This is a genomic window from Streptomyces sp. ML-6, assembly GCF_030116705.1.
Taxonomy (GTDB): Bacteria; Actinomycetota; Actinomycetes; order Streptomycetales; family Streptomycetaceae; genus Streptomyces.
Map to the genome: position 1 here is coordinate 2,549,805 of NZ_JAOTIK010000001.1, position 19,844 is coordinate 2,569,648.

A 19,844-nucleotide genomic window follows, 5' to 3' on the forward strand; every position below is an offset into this window, starting at 1 on the left:
TTTCCTCCTATTTCTCGGTTGTTCCCTCTTGGGTGTGGACCGCCCCGGCGACCGCCGCACCAGGTGCGGGCGGGCCGGGGACGTCATGGGTGAGTGCGGCGACCGCGGAGGCCGCCAGCTCCTCGGCCGTCAGGTCGAACGGAGTCCTGAGCATCAGCTCGGCAGCCACAGGGGCGCCGCCGTGAAGGGCGTCGCCCAGCGTCGGCCCCTGCGGGCCGGCCACCGGACCGGGCAGCATCTCCTCGAGGACCAGTTCGTCACCGGGCAGCGCGGCGCACGCCCGGTCGATGACGTTGAACGCCGTCAGGGCTTCGAGGTCGACCGGCACCGGTTTGGCCTCGAACCCGGGCCGGACGAAGACGAATCGCGGCAGGCCGGTGGAGCGTCTGAGCGAGGCGAGCACCCGTACCCGTTCGAGGTCCCCGTCCCCGGGCCGCCACAGGCGGGCTCTCGGTACCCGCCAGGCGGCCGGGGAGGCGACCAGGTCCGTGCCCACCGTCAGCCGCGGCAGACGGACGACGTCGCCGCCCGTGGGGAAGGCCGCGGCGAGACCGTCCAGGCGGAGGGCGGTCCCCGCCCAGGGGTGCCCGGCGGACAGCAGCAGCCGCACCAGCCGGTCGTACGGCGGCATCGGGAGCCGGGTGGCGTGGTGGACGGGCATCACCCGCTCGCCGTCCACCTCGGCGATGATCCGGTGCCCCGACCTTCGCAGGGTGATGCGGTCCAGCGGCAGGTAGCGCTGTTCCGGTCCGCCGCGCCCGAAGTACGCGCAGGCGTTGGGATCCCCGGTCCACCAACGGGTGGTGACGGGACGTCGGACGGCGTTGGCCGCGCGCTCGGTGACCGGGGGTACCAGCAGCTCGACGAACCGCACACCGGCTCCCCGCTCGACGGCGGCCAGGAAGTCGCGGTAGGCCTCGACGGTGTCGTAGCCGCCGTACAGGGTCTGGAGCGCCTCGGTGAACCGGGCGTCGAGGATTCCGGCGGGCGAGGCGGTGTCCAGCACCGCGAGGGGCCCCGGGCCGGACAGCGGGCGCAGCAGGCAGTCCAGTGGCCAGGGCGGGATCACCTCGTCGGCGGGCGGCGCCCCGAGGTCGTCCAGGAGGTCGTCGTCCACGTCCACCCGGGTCGCGTCGCGGCGGGCGGCGAGACGGGTGAGAAGCCGGGCGTAGCCGGATTCCGGGTCGTGCGCCGGGTGCCAGGCCCGGTGGTGGCGCAGGTCCGGCGCGGGTGGCCGCTCGCCCGACGACAGCAGTGCGGCCAGGATCTCGCCGACCGGACGCGGGTGCTCGTCCAGCTGCTCGACACCGGGCGCGGGCCGTGGCGCGTCGGCGCCCGCGGCCAGGTCGGTCCGGCGCAGCGCGGCCAGCCGGTGGGCGGTCCGCAGGGCGCGCTGGACGCGGGCGGCAGCCCGATCGGGCACCCGGGCGTCCAGGCCGCGGTAGGAGTCGAGGAACCAGTCGTCCGGCTCGGGGTCCGTGAAACGGGCTCCCGGGCCGGGCAGTCGGCCGCATCCGGTCACCCGGGCGGCCGGGGACCAGGCGATGTGGCGGCGGCGGGGGGCCGCGCAGAGCTGGAGCACCCCGAGCCGCACGAGGTGGGCGAGGAAGCCGCGCAGCACGACGGCGTCGGCGACCGGCAGGGCGCGCTCCAGTTCCGCGAGGGTGCGCGGCCCTTCGGCGAAGAGCGTGAGCAGCAGGTCCAGCAGCGCGGTGCGCCGGACCGCGACCTGGCGCAGCCGCCCCGGGTCGTCCGGGTCGATCGCGTAGCAGCGCAGTGCCGGTTCCGACCCGTCCTCGTGGCCGGTGTCGGCGAGGTGCAGCGGGGCGGGTGCGAGCGCGGTCGCCGGGTCGGCGGTGCGCAGGTCCAGCGCACCGGCCCGGGTGTGTACGGCGTGGACGTTCTCCACGGCGGAGGCGGCCAGCGCGGACAGTTCGGCGCCGGGGCCGAGGAGCCGGTGGCCCGCGCCGGGGCCGCCGACCGGGACCGGGGCGACCTGCCCCACCCAGCCGCGTGGCGTGGTCTTCGCCGCCGCCCGGCCCACGGCCCGCCACAGATAGGCGGAACGCTTGCGCAGCTGCTTCCCGCTCCACGGTTCGCCGCGGGCCAGGCGGGCGGTCACCTCCCGCACCAGCCCGGGGTGCGCGGTGTCCACGAACTCCCGCAGGACGGGGCTGGACGACACCAGCGACCAGGCCAGCGCGGCCACCCGCTCGCGCTCGTCCCCGAGGGCCCGCTCCAGCTCCTCCCGGGTCGCGACGGCCGTCCCGGCGGCCCGGCACAGCTCGTCGGCCTCCCGTACGACCCGCTCGGGCGCGGCGGTCAGCGCCGCCAGGAACCCGCAGTCCGTCACGTCCGGTGCCGCCCCCGAGTGCAGCCGCCGCCGCAGCGCCAGCACGGCACGGCGCTCGGTGTCCGTCAGGCGCGGGTCGGGAACGACCCCGCTCAGCCCCTCGGCCAGCCGCCGGGCGCGCTCGGCCTGTTGCCCGACGGCGTCGGCGTGCTCGGCGACCCGGCCGAACAGCCCCGAACCGCCCGCGGCCATCCACATCGAACAGGGAATTCCGGATACCCGTACCAGGGCGGTGGCGCCCAGGAGCCGGTGGCCGGCCGGGGCCGGGGGGACGGCGCGGAGGCCGGTCACGTCAGTCCACCGCCCCGTCGTCGAACAGGGCCTCGGCGAGCAGGCTCTGGCGGGCGAGCGACAGCCGGCCCCGGTTCCAGTGGAAGATCACAGCGTGGGCGGCGGCTCGGCGCGGTCCGCGTACCGCCTCACCGGACTCGAAGTAGCCGGTGCGCCAGTGGTCCGCGGCCCGGCGCATCGCCTCCCCGTGCTGTTCCCCCCATCCGCGCCAGGCCTCGGGCAGCCCGTCGGGCCACTGCGCCCGGGGGCGTTGCCAGTAGGTGCGGATGCCTTGGGCCGCCTGGCGGAGCGCGTCGTCCCGGAGGCCGCCGGGGAAGCTGCGCCCGGTGTCCGTACGCACCGCTTCCCAGACGCCCCGGTGCTCCCAGCCCACGATGTGCAGGCCGTCGAAGAGTTCGCGGAGCAGGGCGAGGGAGAGGCGCCAGTCCGGCACGGTGTGCCCTTCGCCGTCCGCGCGCCGGGCGTGCCGGTCGAGCCAGGCCAGTGAGTCCGCCGTGAACACCTCGTGCACCCCCGGCATGGCGGCGGGTCCGCCGAAGAGGTAGGACTCCGGCTCGTACACCGCGCACACCGGAGGGGCGGCCAGTCCGTCGAAATCCTTGAGGCGGTCGAGGAGTTCGGTCCGCAGCGGGACGATGCCGACCGCCCCGGGCGCCTGGAACCGCACCCGCAGGCCCGGTGGCTTGTGCATGAAGAAGAACTCCTGCGCGAGGCCCGCGTCGAGGAGGCCGCGCGCCGTGCCGGCGAGCCGGTCGTACAGGCGCGGCCACGCGTGCGACCGCGGGGCCAGGTTCACCTGTACCCAGCTCGTCTCCGGGTGCTCCACCTCCAGCATGGGACCTCCGTGTGTCGTGGTGACGTGGTGGCGTGGTTCCGCAGCGGCTTGGTTGCGCAGCGGCTTGGTGGTGCGGTTCCGCAGCGGCTTGGTTCCGGGCATCACGGCCCTGGTTGTCGCGGTTCGGAGTGGCACTGTTCCGGGCGTCGTGGTTCTGGATGGCGCTGTTCCGGCCCGGCGGGGGTCTCGGGGGTCGCCGAACGGATCCGCAGAGTCGGCGCCGCGGCCTCGTTCGGGTCTCGGGAGAAGCCCTGCTTCGTTCTGTCTCGTCCGCAGGTTCACGGGATGTGTCGCACCGCCCGGAACCCGAGCCGCTCGTCGGCCGGACCGGATGCGCCGGAACCGGATCCCCTTCCCGTCCGCGCCGAACCGGTCAGGCCCGTCGACAGGTCAGTTCCCGCGTCAACACCGACTGAAAGATATATCGCAATTAGTCGGATTATGGACGGGTGTGCGCTTGGTGTGACCCGTGCGCCGGGAGCGCGGAAACCCGCGCCGTCGCACAGCCCACGGGGAGAGCGAAAGCGGAGGGAACCAGCCTCGCCCGCCCCTCCCCGCAGCCCGTGCAGAACGTCCGGGACCGACCTCCGGGCAGGGTCTTCACGCCGGACGTTCACGCCGGTGCGCGAAGGAGCGCCGCGATCTTCGCGGCGGGCTTCGAGCGCCCCCGTTTCCGCCTGTCTGTGCAGGTCACGGGCGTGCCACGCTGACCGGGACCAGGGCGCGGGGCCCTGGTCGCCGTCAGAAAGAGGTCTCCGTCATGAACCGCTTCACCACGCTCGCCGCCGCCTCGCTCGCCCTGGCCCTGGGGCTGGCCACCGGGCCCGCCGCGGCCGGGACCGCAGCCACGGGGAACGGCAACGGCGCCGTGGCGAGCGACACCGCCCGAAGCGCCGACGCCAGGGCTTCCTTCAGTTGCAGCCCCGGGTACTTCTGCATCTACAGCGACTGGAACGGGGGCGGCACCCGCTGCCAGTGGTCGGACAAGCAGCGGGCGAACACCGCCGACGACTGCTCGTTCATCCAGCGGGGCCAGAACGTCCGCTCCGTGTGGAACGCGACCGGGCACCGCGTGCAGTACTACACCCAGACCAACTACAACTCCCGGGTCGGTTCCACCCCGGCCGGCAACGGCGGCAACCTCCAGGGGAACTACCAGATCCGCTCCTTCAAGCCCCAGTAGCGCCGGGGAGCGGGAAGAGGGAGCGGGCGAGGATCCTTCCCGGCCGGTGGGCCGGGAAGGATTTCCGCACGCCCGGGGCCGGGCGTGCCACGCATCACCCTGGACAGCTTCGGTGACTGCCGGGTAACTTTTGAACGTATCTGAGCAAGCGCTTAGCCAGGCCGGTCGAGGCGGACCGCACCCGACCCCGGCCGAAGGCGACCGCCGACCGAAGCTGATCAAGGAGGCACCCCGTGCGCCGTACGGTATTCGACGAGGACCACGAGGCGTTCCGGGAGACCATACGCGCCTTCATCGAGGCGGAGGTCGTCCCCCACTACGACGAGTGGTTCCAGCAGGGCATCGTGCCGCGCGAGTTCTACTCCAAGCTCGCCGACCTCGGTCTGTTCGGCATCAACGTCCCCGAGGAGTTCGGCGGCGCCGGCCTGGACACCCACAAGTTCGAGGCCATCCAGTACGAGGAGACCGCCCGCGCGGGCATCAACTTCGGCGGCTCCGGCGTGCACGTCCTGCTCGCGCTGCCGTACATCAAGATGCTCGCCGACGAGGACCAGAAGAAGCGCTACCTGCCGAAGTTCGTCTCCGGCGAGGAGATGTGGGCCCTCGCGATGACCGAGCCGGGCACCGGCTCCGACCTCGCGGGCATGAAGACCACCGCCAAGCTCTCCGACGACGGCACGCACTACGTGCTCAACGGTTCCAAGACCTTCATCACGGGCGGCGTCCACGCCGACCGCGTCATCGTCTGCGCCCGCACCTCGGCGCCGACCGCCGAGGACCGTCGTTTCGGCATCTCCCTGTTCGCCGTGGACACCAAGTCCGAGGGGTACTCCCTGGGCCGCAAGCTCGACAAGCTGGGCCTGCGCACCTCCGACACCGCCGAGCTGGCGTTCGTCGACGTGAAGGTGCCCGCCGCCGACCTGCTCGGCGAGGAGAACAAGGGCTTCTACTACCTCGGCCAGAATCTGCCGTCCGAGCGCTGGGGCATCGCCTACGGCGCGTACGCGCAGGCCAAGGCCGCGATCCGGTTCGCGCAGGAGTACGTCCAGGAGCGCACCGTCTTCGGCAAGACCGTCGCGTCCTTCCAGAACACCAAGTTCGAACTGGCCGCCTGCCAGGCCGAGGTGGACGCCGCCGAGGCCGTCGCCGACCGCGCCCTGGAGGCCCTGGACGCCGGTGAGCTGACGGCGGCCGAGGCCGCGTCCGCGAAGCTGTTCTGCACCGAGGTCGCGCACCGCGTCATCGACCGCTGCCTCCAGCTGCACGGCGGCTACGGCTACATGAACGAGTACCCGATCGCCCGCCTCTACGCGGACAACCGGGTCAACCGCATCTACGGCGGCACCAACGAGGTCATGAAGTCGATCATCGCCAAGTCCATGGGTCTGTGAGAACGGCTGCGTTCCTGCCATGAGCTCAGCGCTGGATTCCCTGCTCGGTCTGCTCGACCTGGAGCAGATCGAGCGGGACATCTTCCGGGGCACGAGCCGTTCGGTGCTCGTCCCCCGGGTCTTCGGCGGCCAGGTCGCGGCCCAGGCCCTGGTCGCCGCGGGCCGCACCGTCCCCGCCCGGACCCCGGGGGCGCCCGGCGCCGCCCCGGCCGGGGAAGTTCCCTCCGCCCACTCCCTGCATTCGTACTTCCTGCGGGCCGGTGACCCGGGCGCGCCGATCGTCTACAGCGTCGACCGCATCCGCGACGGCCGCTCCTTCACCACCCGCCGGGTCGTCGCCGTCCAGCACGGGCAGCCGATCTTCCACCTCTCGGCGTCCTTCCAGACGTACGAGGAGGGCCTGGAGCACCAGGCGGGCATGCCGTCCGCGCCGGATCCGGAGACACTGCCCACCACGGCGCAGCTGCTGCCCCGGTACGCGGACCGCTTCAGCGATCCGACGGTCGTGGACCGGCTGATCGAGGCACGGGCCGCGGTCGATCTGCGGTACGTGGACGCCCCGCCCTTCGGCACGGTCGGCGAACCGCGCGAGCCGCGCTCCCAGGTGTGGTTCCGCACCAACGGCAAGCTCGCGGACGATCCGCTGCTGCACGTCTGCATGGCGACGTACGTCTCCGACATGACGCTGCTCGACTCGGTGCTCCTCGCGCACGGACGCGGGGGCTGGGCGGTCGGTGACGTGGTCGGGGCGAGCCTGGACCACGCGATGTGGTTCCACCGGCCCTTCCGGGCCGACGAATGGCTGCTGTACGACCAGGAGTCGCCGTCCGCGTACGGCGGGCGCGGGCTCGGCCAGGCCCGGATCTACACGCAGGACGGCCGGCTGGCGATCACCGTCATCCAGGAGGGCGTGGTCCGCGTCCCCCGGTCCTGATCCGGGCCGTTTCCGACCCGAACACGGGCCGGCCGGCCGGGATCAGCGCGGGGCAGCCCGGGAGCATCCCGGCCGGGATCAGCCCGGGAGCAGCCCCGCCGCGTCCAGCAGGTAGTCCGTCATCGGGTCGTAGAACCGCGGGTCCATCACGTGGTCGTCCAGCGGGACGACGACCTGGAGCGTGCCCTCCGCCTCGCCCAGGAACAGCGCCGGGTCGTTGCAGTCCGCGTACCCCACCGCGTCCAGGCCGCGCTGGCCCGCGCAGCCCGCCCAGCCGTGGTCGGCGACCACCAGGTCCGGCAGCGGGCGGCCCTCCCGCTCCAGGCCGTCCAGGATGGCGGCCATCGGGGCGGGCGAGTGCGTGTGCCAGAGCGTCGCGCCGCGCTCCTGCACGGCGACGTCCGCGAACTGGAAGACCATGCCCTCGTCGGCGATCAGCCCCGAGGGAATGCGGACGATCTCGCACCCGGCGGCCCGCAGCGCCGCCGCGGTCTGCCGGTGCACGTCGAGGAGCCCGCCCGGGTGCCCGGTCGCGAACAGCACCCGCTCCGAGTCCGCCGCGGCCTTCCGGAGCCGTGCCGCCATCCGTTCCAGGGCGTCCACCGTCAGTTCCGGATCGATGGTGTCCTGCCCGAACCGGTGCTCCGGGTCGTCGCTGACCCCGCAGCGTTCGGCCATCACCGCCAGCACGTCCTGCTCGTCGCGCCACCGGTCCCCGAGCTCCAGACCCAGCCAGTAGTGGCGGTCGCCGTTGGCGAGCTTGCGGTAGTGGGAGAGGTTGTTGTCGCGCGGGGTGGCGACGTCTCCGGCGATACGCGTACGGACGAGGTGTTCGACGAGGGCGGCACGGCTGGGTATCGGCATGAACCCATTGTGCCGTCAGGTGTGCGCAGTGTGCCGGATGTCCTGCACGACGGAGGTACCGGAACGGTCACGCGGGTCGCGCCGGGCCCGTTTGCCGGGCCCGTTTCAGGGGAGTCGCGTCGAGTACGTGACCTCGTCCAGGTGGTAGTACCGGGCCACGCACGAGGCCGGCCACGCCCGCCGACCGTGCCCGCCGAACGGCTCCAGCATCCCGCCCACCGGCACCGGCGCGTACGGCAGCACCCGGGCCCCCTGCGCCGCCCGCTCCCTCAGCCACTGGTCCTGGTGGTCCCAGTCGCGGGCGCGCACCGCCATCTCCGTCTCCAGCCGGAACAGCGGAACTGCCAGGCCCGCGCAGGCCAGGACGCACCCCGCGGCGGCGACGGCCGCCACGACCGTACGGGGCGCCGTGCGGCGGACCCGTGGCACCACCGGTGCCGCTACCGCCCGCCCCAGCAGGACGCCGATGCCGGTCAGCAGCAGCACGTACAGCAGGAGGAAGTCGCCCCAGACGCGCGAGGCGGTCGTCACGTCCGCGCCGAAGACGGGACGGGTGACGACGACGCAGAGGTAGCCGGAGACCAGGAACGCGAGGAGGCCCGCCAGGGCCGTGCGAAGAGGACCCCGCCGGGACTGCCCGCCCCCCGGCCCGTCCGCCGACCCGTCCCCCGGCCCCCTTGCCGGCCGCTCTCCCCCGCGCGCCGACAGGCCGAGGAGTACGCCGACGGCGACCGCCCCCAGGTACGGCCAGGTCGTGAGGACGGTGCCCAGGATCTCCCCGAAGGCCCGCAGCGCCGCGCCCAGCGCCTTTGGGGCGAGCATGGAGCCGGTGTCGGCGTCGAAGCGTGTGCGCCGGGCCTGCGCGCCGGGTGAGAAGTACAGGACGACGGTTCCGGTCGCGAGCCCGGCGAGGGCGACCGCGCACCAGGACCGGAGACGGGTCCGGCCGGGGCCGGGAGGCGTGCGCAGCCCGGTCAGCAGGACGGTGACGAGCACGACGCCCGCGACGACCACCGTCTCCTCCGACAGCGTGCCGATGAACACCCCGGCCAGGAGGGCGGCGGCCGAGGCGAGGACGTGCCCCCGGCGGGTGCGGGCGCGCAGCAGGGGAATCACGGCGGCGCAGGCCAGCACCGGTGCGAGGGTGTGCGAGACGGAGTTGGCGGGCCAGTAGAACGTCTTGTACGTGTCCGGCGTGGCGAGCAGGAAGGCCGCCGTCGCCGTCGCGGCCACGAGCGGCACGGTCCCGCGCGGCGCGGTCAGTCCCGCCCTGCCGAGCGCGGCGGCGGTCAGCGCCCACAGGACGCCGAGCACGACCGCCCCGCTGACCGGGGCGAACCACTGGTGGCCCGGGACGCCGAAGGCTCCGTACCCGACGACCAGCAGCGCGTTGGCGACGCGCCCGTTGTCGTGCAGGTAGAACTTGGCGAGCATCCCGAGGGCGCCCTCGTCCCGCACGACCGGGAGGAAGCACCAGTCGTCGGCGCCCGGCCGGACCAGCCTCCCGAACCAGAAGGCGGCGCCGAGCAGCGCGAACGGGAACAGGGCGAGGGCCGCCGTCCACGACGCCGCCCGCCGCCGCGCGGGACGCGGACCACCGCCCGCACCGCCCCCGCCCGTGTCCTTTTCCGCGTACGGGCCCGCGCCGGTGTCCGTGCTCATGTGCGCCGACGCCCTTCGTACACGTGAACGCCGGACGAGGAACCGGGCTCGGCATCGGACTCGGCATCGGGCAGGACGCCGGGCGGGCGCATGCCCCGGTCCGGGCATTCGCTCGTCTCCCGCACCACGTAGTGCGGTCGGCGTTTCACCTCGGAATAGATGCGTCCCACGTATTCGCCGATGACGCCCAGGGTCGCGAGCTGAATTCCGCCGAGTGCGACGACGGCGGTCAGCAGGGTCGTGTAACCGGGTACGGCGACGCCGTGCAGGGCGACGTCCACGATGATCCACAGCGCGTATCCCAGGGCCGCCAGCGCGAGGGCGAGACCGGTGTGGATGGCCAGGCGCAGGGGGCGGTTGTTGAAGGAGACCAGCCCGCCGATCCCGTAATCGATCAGATTCCGGCCGGCCCATTTCGAACGCCCCGCCGCGCGGCGGACGTTCCGGTAGGTGAAGGACGCGGTGTCGAATCCGATCCAGGAGAAGATCCCCTTGGAGAACCGGTCGGTCTCGGGCAGGGCGAGCACCGCGTCCACGGCCTTGCGCGACAGCAGTCTGAAGTCGCCCTCGCCGTCGACGACTTCGACGTCCATGCAGCGGCCCATGGCCCGGTAGCAGGCGGCGCTGAGGAGCGTGCGCAGGGCGCCCTCGCCGGTACGGTCCCGGCGCGCGACGACCTGGTCGTATCCGCTTTTCCTCAACTCCAGTATGCGGGGCAGCAGTTCGGGAGGGTGCTGGAGGTCGGCGTCCATCAGGACGACGACCTCGCCCCGGGACATCCGCAGCCCGGCGAGCATGGCGGCCTCCTTGCCGAAGTTGCGGCTGAAGGAGACGTAGCGGACCCGCCGGTCCTCGGCGGCGAGCGCATTGATCCGGGCTCCGGTGCGGTCGCCGCTGCCGTCGTCGACGTAGCAGATCTCGAAGGTGTGCCGTATCGGTTCGAGCACGGCGAGCAGCGCACGGTGGAATGCCTCGATCACCTCTTCCTCGTCGAAACAGGGGACGACGACCGAAACCTGACATGCTTTCATGTGAATTCCCCATCAGGCGTGGGCGAGACAACTCGAACCCTATGCCTGTGGATCTTCGCGACACCCCGACCGAAGGGGACACGGCGGAGAAAAGGGGGAAGGAATTCAGCAGCCCCTCCGCCTTCCGCGTTAATTCATATGTTCAAGGCGCGGCCGGGAAAGCCCTCAGGCGCGCACCGCCGCCGCCTCGAAGGCGCCGCGCGCCAGCCGGTGCAGCAGTGCCGCCGTGTCCGCGCGGTCCGGCTGGGCGCCGGGGCGGCCCAGGTGCGGGGTCGAGTTCAGCAGGCCGAAGACGGCGTGGACGGCCGCGCGGGCCTCGTGCTCGGGCAGGTCCGGGTAGAGGTCGCGGACCACCTCCACCCACACCTCGACGTACTGGCGCTGGAGCTGGCGGACCCGCTTGCGGTCGGCGTCCCGCAGCCGGTCCAGCTCCCGGTCGTGGAGGGTGATCAGGGGACGGTCGTCGAGGGCGAAGTCGATGTGGCCCGCGATGAGCGCGTCGAGCAGGGCCCGCGGGGAGCCGTTCTCGCCGGCCGCGTCCTCCGACACCCGCAGCCGCCCACCGGCCAGCAGCCGCTCGCTGATGCCGACCAGCAGCTCGGCGAGCATCGCGTCCTTGCCGGGGAAGTGGCGGTAGAGACCGGGGCCGCTGATGCCGACGGCCGCGCCTATCTCGTCGACACCGACGCCGTGGAAGCCGCGCTCGGCAAAGAGGCGGGCGGCCTCCTTGAGGATCTGCTCGCGGCGGGTGGGGGCGTCCGTCCTGGTGGTCATGGATTCGATTCTAGACAGTCGGGTTAGCGAACGTTAACCGAAGTACGAGGTGCCGACCCCGAGCCCCGTCCCGGACCCCGTCCCGGGGTGCCGGACCACAGCCCTGGACACGGCCGTTAGCGCTCGTTAACCTTGGGGCAGACGTTAACGGTCACTAACTACTGCGGTACGGGCAAGGGGGCTCGACACGATGCAGCAGGCACCGGTGCTGACGAGCGCGGCCGATCCCGCCTCCGAGGCCTGGCAGGCCAACGAGGCGGCACATCACGCGCTCGCCGACGAGCTGCGCTCGCGGCTCGCCACGGCCAGGCTGGGCGGGGGTGAGAGGTCCCGCGCCCGGCACGTGGCGCGCGGCAAGCTGCTGCCCAGGGACCGGGTGGACGCCCTGCTCGATCCGGGTTCCCCGTTCCTGGAGCTGGCCCCGCTGGCCGCCGAGGGGCTGTACGGGGGCGCCGCCCCGGCGGCCGGGGTGATCGCGGGCATCGGCCGGGTCAGCGGCCGGGAGTGCGTGATCGTCGCCAACGACGCGACCGTCAAGGGCGGCACCTACTACCCGATGACGGTGAAGAAGCACCTGCGCGCCCAGGAAGTGGCGCTGGAGAATCGTCTCCCCTGCCTGTACCTCGTGGACTCGGGCGGCGCGTTCCTGCCGATGCAGGACGAGGTCTTCCCCGACCGGGAGCACTTCGGCCGGATCTTCTACAACCAGGCCCGGATGTCGGGGGCCGGCATCCCGCAGATCGCCGCCGTGCTGGGCTCGTGCACGGCCGGCGGGGCGTACGTCCCCGCGATGAGCGACGAGGCCGTGATCGTACGGAACCAGGGCACGATCTTCCTGGGCGGGCCGCCGCTGGTGAAGGCCGCGACCGGCGAGGTCGTGACGGCCGAGGAGCTGGGCGGCGGCGAGGTCCACTCCCGTACGTCGGGGGTGACCGACCACCTCGCGGAGGACGACGCGCACGCGCTGCGCATCGTGCGGAACATCGTGGCGACCCTGCCGGACCGGGGCGCGCTGCCGTGGTCCGTGCGGCCCGTCGAGGAGCCGAAGGTCGACCCCGCGGGGCTGTACGGCGCCGTCCCGGTCGACTCGCGCACCCCGTACGACGTGCGCGAGGTGATCGCCCGGGTCGTGGACGGCTCGCGGTTCGCCGAGTTCAAGGCCGAGTACGGGACGACGCTGATCACCGGCTTCGCCCACATCCACGGCCACCCGGTGGGGATCGTCGCCAACAACGGCATCCTGTTCTCCGAGTCCGCCCAGAAGGGCGCCCACTTCATCGAGCTGTGCGACCAGCGCGGCATCCCGCTGGTCTTCCTGCAGAACATCTCCGGCTTCATGGTGGGCCGGGACTACGAGGCGGGCGGCATCGCCAAGCACGGCGCCAAGATGGTCACGGCGGTGGCCTGCACCCGCGTGCCGAAGCTGACCGTCGTGGTCGGCGGTTCGTACGGCGCGGGCAACTACTCCATGTGCGGCCGGGCCTACTCCCCCCGCTTCCTGTGGATGTGGCCCAACGCGAAGATCTCCGTCATGGGCGGCGAGCAGGCCGCCTCCGTCCTCGCGACGGTCAAGCGCGACCAGTTGGGCGACGACTGGAGCGCGGCGGACGAGGAGGCGTTCAAGGCCCCGATCCGCGAGCAGTACGAGACCCAGGGCAACGCGTACTACGCCACGGCCCGGCTCTGGGACGACGGTGTGATCGACCCGATGGAGACCCGGCAGGTGCTGGGACTCGCCCTGACCGCGTGTGCCAACGCCCCGCTGGGTGAACCCGGCTTCGGCGTCTTCCGGATGTGAGGAACAGATGACGATGTTCGACACCGTTCTCGTCGCCAACCGCGGCGAGATCGCGGTACGGGTCATCCGCACGCTGCGGGAGCTCGGCATCCGTTCGGTCGCCGTCTTCAGCGACGCGGACGCGGACGCCCGGCACGTCCGGGAGGCCGACACCGCGGTACGGATCGGGCCCGCGCCCGCCGCCATGAGCTACCTGAGCGTGCCCGCGCTCCTGGACGCGGCCCGCCGCACCGGCGCGCAGGCGGTCCACCCCGGTTACGGGTTCCTCGCCGAGAACGCCGACTTCGCGCGGTCGTGCGCCGAGGCGGGGCTGGTCTTCATCGGCCCGTCCGCCGCCGCCATCTCGCTGATGGGCGACAAGATCCGGGCCAAGGAGACGGTCGCGGCGGCCGGGGTCCCGGTCGTGCCCGGCTCCTCCGGGAGCGGGCTCACCGACGAGCAACTGGGCGCGGCGGCCCGGGAGATCGGGATGCCGGTGCTGCTGAAGCCCTCGGCGGGCGGCGGCGGCAAGGGCATGCGGCTGGTGCGCGACGAGGCGCTGGTCGCGGACGAGATCGCGGCGGCCCGGCGCGAGGCACGGGCCTCGTTCGGCGACGACACGCTGCTCGTGGAGCGGTGGATCGACGGGCCCCGGCACATCGAGATCCAGGTGCTGGCCGACACCCACGGCAACGTGATCCACCTCGGCGAGCGCGAGTGCTCGCTCCAGCGCCGCCACCAGAAGATCATCGAGGAGGCGCCGTCCGTCCTGCTCGACGAGGAGACCCGGGCGGCGATGGGCGAGGCGGCCGTCCAGGCGGCCCGCAGCTGCGGCTACGTCGGCGCGGGCACGGTGGAGTTCATCGTCCCGGGCGACGACCCCGCCTCGTACTGCTTCATGGAGATGAACACCCGCCTCCAGGTCGAGCACCCGGTCACCGAGCTGATCACCGGCCTGGACCTGGTGGAGTGGCAGCTGCGGGTCGCGGCGGGCGAGAAGCTCCCGTACGCGCAGCGGGACATCGCGCTCACCGGTCACGCGGTCGAGGCCCGGATCTGCGCGGAGGACCCGTCCCGCGGCTTCCTGCCCTCCGGCGGCGCGGTGCTCGCGCTGCACGAGCCGCAGGGCGACGGCGTGCGGACGGACTCCGGGCTCGGTGCGGGCGGCGAGGTCGGCAGCCTGTACGACCCGATGCTGTCGAAGGTCATCGCGTACGGCCCCGACCGCGCCGCCGCGCTGCGCCGGCTGCGGGCGGCGCTCGCGGACACGGTGATCCTCGGCGTCCCGACGAACGCCGGGTTCCTGCGCCGGCTGCTCGCCCACCCGGCGGTGGTGGCGGGCGAGCTGGACACCGGTCTGGTGGAGCGCGAGGTGGCCGGCCTGGTGCCGGAGGGCGTGCCCGAGGAGGTGTACGCGGCGGCGGCGCTGCTGCACCGGTCCGCGGCGCCCGGCGCCTCCCCCGCCGGCGACGCCACCGGCTGGGTCGACCCGTTCTCGGTGGCGAGCGGCTGGCGGCTGGGCGGCACCCCGGCCCGTACGGTGCGCGACTTCCGCATCCCGGGCCACGACCCGGTGCAGGTCTCGCTGCGGGACTTCCCGGCGGGCACGGAGCTGACGTTCGGCCACGTCGGCGAGGACGCGCCGCCGGAGCCCGCGACGGGTGCCTGCGGGCCTCTGGCCCCGATGCCCGGCAGCCGGGAGACGGCCAGGGTCATCGAGCTGTCCCCGCACCGCCTCGTCATCGAACTCGCCGGCGTCACGCACGCGTTCACCCATGCCGCGTCCCCGGACGGGGTCTGGCTGGGCCGCGACGGCGACAGCTGGCACGTGCAGGACCACGACCCGGTGGCGGCGTCGCTGGCCGGTGCCGCCCGTTCCGGCGTGGACACCCTCGCCGCGCCCATGCCGGGCACCGTGACCGTCGTGAAGGTGGCGGTCGGGGACGAGGTCGTGGCCGGCCAGAGCCTGCTCGTGGTGGAGGCGATGAAGATGGAGCACGTCATCTCCGCCCCGCACGCCGGGACCGTGACCGAACTGGACGTCACCGCGGGCACCACGGTCGCCATGGACCAGGTCCTGGCCGTGGTGACCCCCGCCGAGGCCACCGGGTCCACCGGGTCCGCCGAAGCCCCCGAGGAGCAGGCATGACGACGTCCCGCACCCTGCCCATGACCGTGCCGGCCCCGGATCTGCCCGCCCGGGTCCGCATCCACGAGGTCGGCGCCCGCGACGGGCTGCAGAACGAGAAGTCCGTCGTACCGACCGGGGTGAAGGCGGAGTTCATCCACCGCCTGGCCGCGTCGGGGCTGACCACCGTCGAGGCGACCAGCTTCGTGCATCCCAAGTGGGTGCCCCAACTGGCCGACGCCGAGGACCTGTTCCCCCGGCTGGCGGACCTCGACGGCGTCGCCCTGCCGGTCCTCGTGCCGAACGAGCGCGGGCTGGACCGGGCGCTGGCGCTCGGCGCCCGCCGGATCGCCGTGTTCGGTTCGGCGACCGAGACCTTCGCGGCCCGCAACCTCAACCGCACGGTCGACGAGTCGCTGGCGATGTTCGAGCCGGTCGTCGCCCGCGCCAGGGCCGAGGACGTCCACGTCCGCGGCTACCTGTCGATGTGCTTCGGCGACCCGTGGGAGGGCCCCGTCCCGGTCCACCAGGTGGTGCGGGTCGCCAGGGCGCTGATGGACCTCGGCTGCGACGAGCTCTCCCTCGGCGACACCATCGGCGTCGCCACGCCCGGCCACGTACAGGCCCTGCTCACCGCGCTGAACGAGGAGGGCGTGCCCACCGGCGCCATCGGCGTGCACTTCCACGACACGTACGGCCAGGCCCTCTCCAACACCCTCGCCGCGCTCCGGCACGGGGTGACCACCGTGGACGCCTCCGCGGGCGGCCTCGGCGGCTGCCCGTACGCGAAGAGCGCGACCGGGAACCTCGCCACCGAGGATCTCGTGTGGATGCTCCAGGGCCTCGGCATCGAAACCGGGGTCGATCTCGACGCGCTCACCGCCACCAGCGTGTGGCTCGCCGACCAACTGGGCCGACCCAGCCCGTCCCGTACCGTCCGCGCGCTCTCGGTGCGATAGACACCCGTCCCCACAAGGAGTGACCCTGCCATGTCCCTGGACCACCGGCTGACTGCCGAGCACGAGGAACTGCGGCGCACCGTCGAGGAGTTCGCGCACGACGTCGTCGCCCCGAAGATCGGCGACTTCTACGAGCGGCACGAGTTCCCGTACGAGATCGTGCGGGAGATGGGGCGGATGGGCCTGTTCGGGCTGCCGTTCCCCGAGGAGTACGGCGGCATGGGCGGCGACTACCTCGCCCTCGGGATCGCCCTGGAGGAGCTGGCCCGGGTCGACTCGTCCGTGGCGATCACCCTGGAGGCCGGCGTCTCGCTCGGCGCGATGCCGGTCTACCGCTTCGGCACCGAGGAGCAGAAGCAGCGCTGGCTGCCGAAGCTCTGCTCGGGCGAGGCGCTCGGCGCGTTCGGCCTGACCGAGCCGGACGGCGGCTCGGACGCGGGCGGCAGCCGGACCACGGCGGTGCGCGACGAGGCCACCGGCGAGTGGGTGATCAACGGCTCCAAGTGCTTCATCACCAACTCCGGCACGGACATCACGGAGCTGGTCACGGTCACGGCGGTGACCGGCCGCAAGGAGAACGGCGCGCCGCTCATCTCCTCCATCATCGTGCCGTCCGGCACCCCCGGCTTCACCGTCGCGGCCCCCTACTCCAAGGTCGGCTGGAACGCCTCGGACACCCGCGAGCTGTCCTTCACCGACGTCCGCGTCCCGCTGGAGAACCTGCTCGGCGAGGAGGGCCGCGGCTACGCCCAGTTCCTGCGCATCCTGGACGAGGGCCGGATCGCCATCTCCGCCCTGTCCACGGGCCTGGCCCAGGGCTGTGTCGACGAGTCGGTGAAGTACGCCGCCGAGCGCCACGCGTTCGGCCGGCCGATCGGCTCCAACCAGGCGATCCAGTTCAAGATCGCGGACATGGAGATGCGCGCCCACATGGCCCGCATCGGCTGGCGCGACGCGGCCTCGCGCATGCTGGCGGGCGAGCCCTTCAAGAAGGAGGCCGCGATCGCCAAGCTGTACTCCTCGACGGTGGCGGTGGACAACGCCCGCGAGGCGACCCAGATCCACGGCGGCTACGGCTTCATGAACGAGTACCCGGTGGCCCGGATGTGGCGCGACTCCAAGATCCTGGAGATCGGCGAGGGCACGAGCGAGGTCCAGCGCATGCTGATCGCCCGCGAACTGGGCCTTCCGGCCTGACGCACGGCAACGCGAAGGGGCGGGTCTCTCCGGAGGCCCGCCCCTTTCCGTATGCCCGCGCCGTCCGCCGCGGGCCTCACGACCCGTCCTCCGGAGCCACGCGGTCCGGACACAGCGAGTGCCTGCACCTGCACGGCGGCCACCGGAGTGCGGCCCCGGGCACGAGATCCGCACCGCCCGCGCCCGTACCCGGGCTCGACGCGGAGGTTTCCTGCCCGGTGGCGATCGGGCCCGGGAGTCATGACCTCGGCGTTTCCTGCCCGGTCGCCACCGGGCTCGGGAGTCATGACCTCGGCGTGGCCGACACGGTCCGGTCGGGGATGGCCTCGGCTTCGGCGTCGTCCCCGGCGCGGCGCATGGCCGGGATGGCGGCGGCGGCCAGGGCCGCGACCAGGGCGACGCCGCAGCCGACCATGAGCCCGGTGCGGAAGCCGTCCTCGGACGGGAGGGCGTGGCCGCCCATGGTGACGGTCATCCGGGAGAGGACCACACCGATCACCGCGGCACCGATCGACGTGCCGAGCGAGCGCATGAGCGTGTTGAAGCCGTTGGCGGCGGCGGTCTCGGACAGCGGGACCGAGCCCATGATCAGCGCGGGCATCGCACCGTACGCCAGGCCGACACCGCTGCTGGTCACCATGCCCACCACCATCAGGCCCCACGCCGAGCCCATCAGCACCAGGGCCAGGCCGTAGCCGGCCGCGACGACCAGGATGCCGCAGACCAGGGTGAACTTCGGGCCCCGGGCGTCGATCAGCTTTCCGCCGAGCGGGGAGACGATCATCATCATGATGCCGCCGGGCGCCAGCCACAGGCCCGCCGCGAGCATCGACTGGCCCAGGCCGTAGCCGGTGGCGGACGGCAGCTGGAGGATCTGCGGCGCGATCAGCATGCTCGCGTACATGCCGAAGCCGACGAAGACGGAGGCGAGGTTGGTCATCAGCACCCGGGGACGGGCGGTGGTGCGCAGGTCGACCAGCGGGTCGCGGGTGCGCAGCTCCCACCGGCCCCAGGCGACCAGCACCACGACGGCGGCGGCGAACAGGCCGAGCGTGGTGGCCGAGCCCCAGCCCCAGTCGGCGCCCTTGGAGACCGCGAGCAGCAGGCAGACCAGGCCCGCCCCGAGGCCGAGCGCGCCGAGCACGTCGAACCGCTGCCCCCTGGCCCCGGCCGGCACGTCGGGGATCAGGAACCAGATCAGCGCCGCGACCCCGGTGGCCAGCGCGGCCGAACCCCAGAACAGCACCCGCCAGTTCGTGTACTGGGCGACCGCCGCGGCGATCGGCAGGCCGAGCGCGCCGCCGATGCCCATGGAGGCGCTGACCAGGGCGATGGAGGAGCTGAGCTTCTCCGCCGGGACCACGTCGCGCAGCAGCGCGATGCCGAGCGGCAGCACGCCCATGCCCATGCCCTGCAGTCCGCGGCCGACGATCATGGGGACGACGGACGACGAGAGCGCGCACACCACCGAGCCGGCCACCAGCGGCACGGAGCAGACGAGAAGCATCCGGCGCTTGCCGACCAGGTCGCCCAGCCGGCCGGAGACGGGTACGCAGACCGCGGAGACCAGCAGGGTGACGGTGATCACCCAGGCCGCGTTCGAGGGGGTGGTGCTCAGGATCCGTGGCAGCTCCGCGATGAGCGGGGTGACCAGGGTCTGCATGATCGCCGCCGTGACTCCGGCGATGGCCAGTGTGGCGACGACGCCACCGGTGCGGATCGATGGCTGGGGCGCGCCCATCCAGGACTCCTCGGGTGTGTAGCGGAAGAAGGGTATGCAGCGTACACACTCCATGCATCATGCATGTCACATGTACGCTGCATAGGCCGTGGGAGAATGGTGACCGGCACCCGGAACGCGCCGGATGCCCGGACGACGGCGGGAGACGGCAGGAGCATGACCAGGCCCACCCATGAGGTCGAATACGAGCAGATGCTCCTCAGCCGCCACAGCCTGCTGCGGACCAGGGGCGGGCGGCGCAAGGGCGGCCTGCTGGACCACAGCGCCTACATCCTGCTCAGCCGCATCCGCGTGCAGGGGCCGATGTCGATCGGGGAACTCAGCGACGCCTTCGGGCTCGACGCCTCCACCCTCAACCGGCAGACCGCGGCGGCCATGCGCGCCGGACTCGTGGAACGCATCCCGGACCCCGCGGGCGGCATGGCCCGCAAGTTCCGGATCACCGACGAGGGCGCCCGGACACTCGACGCGGAACGCGAGGGCATGACCGACTCCCTGGAGCGGGTCATGGCCGACTGGTCGGACGAGGACATCTCCGGCTTCGCCGCCTACCTGCGCCGCTTCAACACCGACATCGAGCGCCTGACCGGCCGCCCCTGGCCGCGCCCCTGACCCCTCCCGCGAGCACGGCCCGCTCCCGGCCCGTGCGGGGGCGGTACGGGCCGGCCACCCCGATCCGGACGGGGGCCGCGGACGGACCGCTCACCCCGGCCCGGACGGGGAC

Annotated in this window: 15 protein-coding genes; 8 read left to right on the plus strand and 7 right to left on the minus strand. The window is 73.0% G+C overall.

What is annotated here, in order from left to right:
* Positions 1 to 7 precede the first annotated feature (7 nt).
* Positions 8 to 2,644: a lantibiotic dehydratase family protein gene (locus OCT49_RS11000; RefSeq protein WP_283851708.1), complete on the minus strand. Its 2,637-nt coding sequence runs from the start codon at positions 2,642 to 2,644 to the stop codon at positions 8 to 10.
* A gap of 1 nt (position 2,645) precedes the next feature.
* Entirely contained in the window at positions 2,646 to 3,581 is a 936-nt protein-coding gene (locus OCT49_RS11005) for a thiopeptide-type bacteriocin biosynthesis protein (protein WP_283851709.1), read from the minus strand.
* A 658-nt stretch (positions 3,582 to 4,239) separates the two neighbouring features.
* Between OCT49_RS11005 and OCT49_RS11010 the strand changes: the two genes are divergently transcribed.
* The 3 genes from OCT49_RS11010 (at position 4,240) to OCT49_RS11020 (ending at position 6,987) form a co-directional block, all read left to right on the plus strand.
* Positions 4,240 to 4,662 (plus strand): peptidase inhibitor family I36 protein, encoded by a 423-nt coding sequence (locus OCT49_RS11010; protein WP_283851710.1) that lies wholly within the window; start codon positions 4,240 to 4,242, stop codon positions 4,660 to 4,662.
* A 233-nt stretch (positions 4,663 to 4,895) separates the two neighbouring features.
* Positions 4,896 to 6,053, plus strand: coding sequence for an acyl-CoA dehydrogenase family protein (locus OCT49_RS11015; RefSeq protein WP_283851711.1), 1,158 nt, complete (start codon positions 4,896 to 4,898; stop codon positions 6,051 to 6,053).
* 19 nt (positions 6,054 to 6,072) lie between these two features.
* On the plus strand, positions 6,073 to 6,987 hold the full coding sequence (locus OCT49_RS11020; protein WP_283851712.1) for an acyl-CoA thioesterase: 915 nt from the start codon (positions 6,073 to 6,075) through the stop codon (positions 6,985 to 6,987).
* 78 nt (positions 6,988 to 7,065) lie between these two features.
* Here OCT49_RS11020 and OCT49_RS11025 read toward each other — a convergent pair whose 3' ends face one another.
* The 4 genes from OCT49_RS11025 to OCT49_RS11040 form a co-directional block, all read right to left on the minus strand.
* Positions 7,066 to 7,851, minus strand: a complete 786-nt coding sequence (locus OCT49_RS11025) for a phosphatase (RefSeq protein WP_283851713.1) — start codon at positions 7,849 to 7,851, stop codon at positions 7,066 to 7,068.
* Positions 7,852 to 7,956: 105 nt separating this feature from the next.
* Positions 7,957 to 9,513: a DUF6056 family protein gene (locus OCT49_RS11030; RefSeq protein WP_283851714.1), complete on the minus strand. Its 1,557-nt coding sequence runs from the start codon at positions 9,511 to 9,513 to the stop codon at positions 7,957 to 7,959.
* Positions 9,510 to 10,544: a glycosyltransferase family 2 protein gene (locus OCT49_RS11035; protein ID WP_283851715.1), complete on the minus strand. Its 1,035-nt coding sequence runs from the start codon at positions 10,542 to 10,544 to the stop codon at positions 9,510 to 9,512. The genes OCT49_RS11030 and OCT49_RS11035 overlap by 4 nt, the downstream gene beginning before the upstream one ends.
* A gap of 165 nt (positions 10,545 to 10,709) precedes the next feature.
* Positions 10,710 to 11,318 carry an SACE_7040 family transcriptional regulator gene (locus OCT49_RS11040; protein WP_283851716.1) on the minus strand — a complete coding sequence of 203 codons (609 nt, stop codon included), beginning with the start codon at positions 11,316 to 11,318 and terminating at the stop codon, positions 10,710 to 10,712.
* Between the two features lie 190 nt (positions 11,319 to 11,508).
* On the opposite strand from OCT49_RS11040, the gene OCT49_RS11045 reads away from it, so the two are divergent.
* The 4 genes from OCT49_RS11045 to OCT49_RS11060 are packed head-to-tail and all read left to right on the plus strand — an operon-like array spanning position 11,509 to position 17,379.
* Complete coding sequence (locus OCT49_RS11045) at positions 11,509 to 13,116, plus strand: carboxyl transferase domain-containing protein (RefSeq protein WP_283851717.1); 1,608 nt, start codon at positions 11,509 to 11,511, stop codon at positions 13,114 to 13,116.
* 13 nt (positions 13,117 to 13,129) lie between these two features.
* Positions 13,130 to 15,244 carry an acetyl-CoA carboxylase biotin carboxylase subunit gene (locus tag OCT49_RS11050; protein ID WP_283855750.1) on the plus strand — a complete coding sequence of 705 codons (2,115 nt, stop codon included), beginning with the start codon at positions 13,130 to 13,132 and terminating at the stop codon, positions 15,242 to 15,244.
* Positions 15,241 to 16,182, plus strand: coding sequence for a hydroxymethylglutaryl-CoA lyase (locus tag OCT49_RS11055; protein ID WP_283851718.1), 942 nt, complete (start codon positions 15,241 to 15,243; stop codon positions 16,180 to 16,182). Before OCT49_RS11050 ends, OCT49_RS11055 begins: the two co-directional genes overlap by 4 nt.
* A gap of 30 nt (positions 16,183 to 16,212) precedes the next feature.
* Positions 16,213 to 17,379: an acyl-CoA dehydrogenase family protein gene (locus OCT49_RS11060; RefSeq protein WP_148835539.1), complete on the plus strand. Its 1,167-nt coding sequence runs from the start codon at positions 16,213 to 16,215 to the stop codon at positions 17,377 to 17,379.
* 283 nt (positions 17,380 to 17,662) lie between these two features.
* Here the strand turns inward: OCT49_RS11060 and OCT49_RS11065 are convergent, their stop codons facing one another.
* Positions 17,663 to 19,120: an MFS transporter gene (locus tag OCT49_RS11065; RefSeq protein ID WP_283851719.1), complete on the minus strand. Its 1,458-nt coding sequence runs from the start codon at positions 19,118 to 19,120 to the stop codon at positions 17,663 to 17,665.
* Positions 19,121 to 19,276: 156 nt separating this feature from the next.
* Here OCT49_RS11065 and OCT49_RS11070 point away from each other — a divergent pair, with 156 nt between their 5' ends.
* Positions 19,277 to 19,732 carry a MarR family winged helix-turn-helix transcriptional regulator gene (locus OCT49_RS11070; protein ID WP_283851720.1) on the plus strand — a complete coding sequence of 152 codons (456 nt, stop codon included), beginning with the start codon at positions 19,277 to 19,279 and terminating at the stop codon, positions 19,730 to 19,732.
* Positions 19,733 to 19,844: the final 112 nt, after the last annotated feature.

Bases quoted from the DNA above. Each gene is read 5' to 3' on its own strand.
- OCT49_RS11005 (WP_283851709.1), bottom strand. From the start codon at position 3,581: ATGCCCGGAACCAAGCCGCTGCGGAACCGCACCACCAAGCCGCTGCGC.
- OCT49_RS11010 (WP_283851710.1), top strand. From the start codon at position 4,240: ATGAACCGCTTCACCACGCTCGCCGCCGCCTCGCTCGCCCTGGCCCTG.
- OCT49_RS11020 (WP_283851712.1), top strand. From the start codon at position 6,073: ATGAGCTCAGCGCTGGATTCCCTGCTCGGTCTGCTCGACCTGGAGCAG.
- OCT49_RS11025 (WP_283851713.1), bottom strand. From the start codon at position 7,851: ATGCCGATACCCAGCCGTGCCGCCCTCGTCGAACACCTCGTCCGTACG.
- OCT49_RS11030 (WP_283851714.1), bottom strand. From the start codon at position 9,513: ATGAGCACGGACACCGGCGCGGGCCCGTACGCGGAAAAGGACACGGGC.
- OCT49_RS11035 (WP_283851715.1), bottom strand. From the start codon at position 10,544: ATGAAAGCATGTCAGGTTTCGGTCGTCGTCCCCTGTTTCGACGAGGAA.
- OCT49_RS11040 (WP_283851716.1), bottom strand. From the start codon at position 11,318: ATGACCACCAGGACGGACGCCCCCACCCGCCGCGAGCAGATCCTCAAG.
- OCT49_RS11045 (WP_283851717.1), top strand. From the start codon at position 11,509: ATGCAGCAGGCACCGGTGCTGACGAGCGCGGCCGATCCCGCCTCCGAG.
- OCT49_RS11050 (WP_283855750.1), top strand. From the start codon at position 13,130: ATGTTCGACACCGTTCTCGTCGCCAACCGCGGCGAGATCGCGGTACGG.
- OCT49_RS11055 (WP_283851718.1), top strand. From the start codon at position 15,241: ATGACGACGTCCCGCACCCTGCCCATGACCGTGCCGGCCCCGGATCTG.
- OCT49_RS11060 (WP_148835539.1), top strand. From the start codon at position 16,213: ATGTCCCTGGACCACCGGCTGACTGCCGAGCACGAGGAACTGCGGCGC.
- OCT49_RS11065 (WP_283851719.1), bottom strand. From the start codon at position 19,120: ATGGGCGCGCCCCAGCCATCGATCCGCACCGGTGGCGTCGTCGCCACA.
- OCT49_RS11070 (WP_283851720.1), top strand. From the start codon at position 19,277: ATGACCAGGCCCACCCATGAGGTCGAATACGAGCAGATGCTCCTCAGC.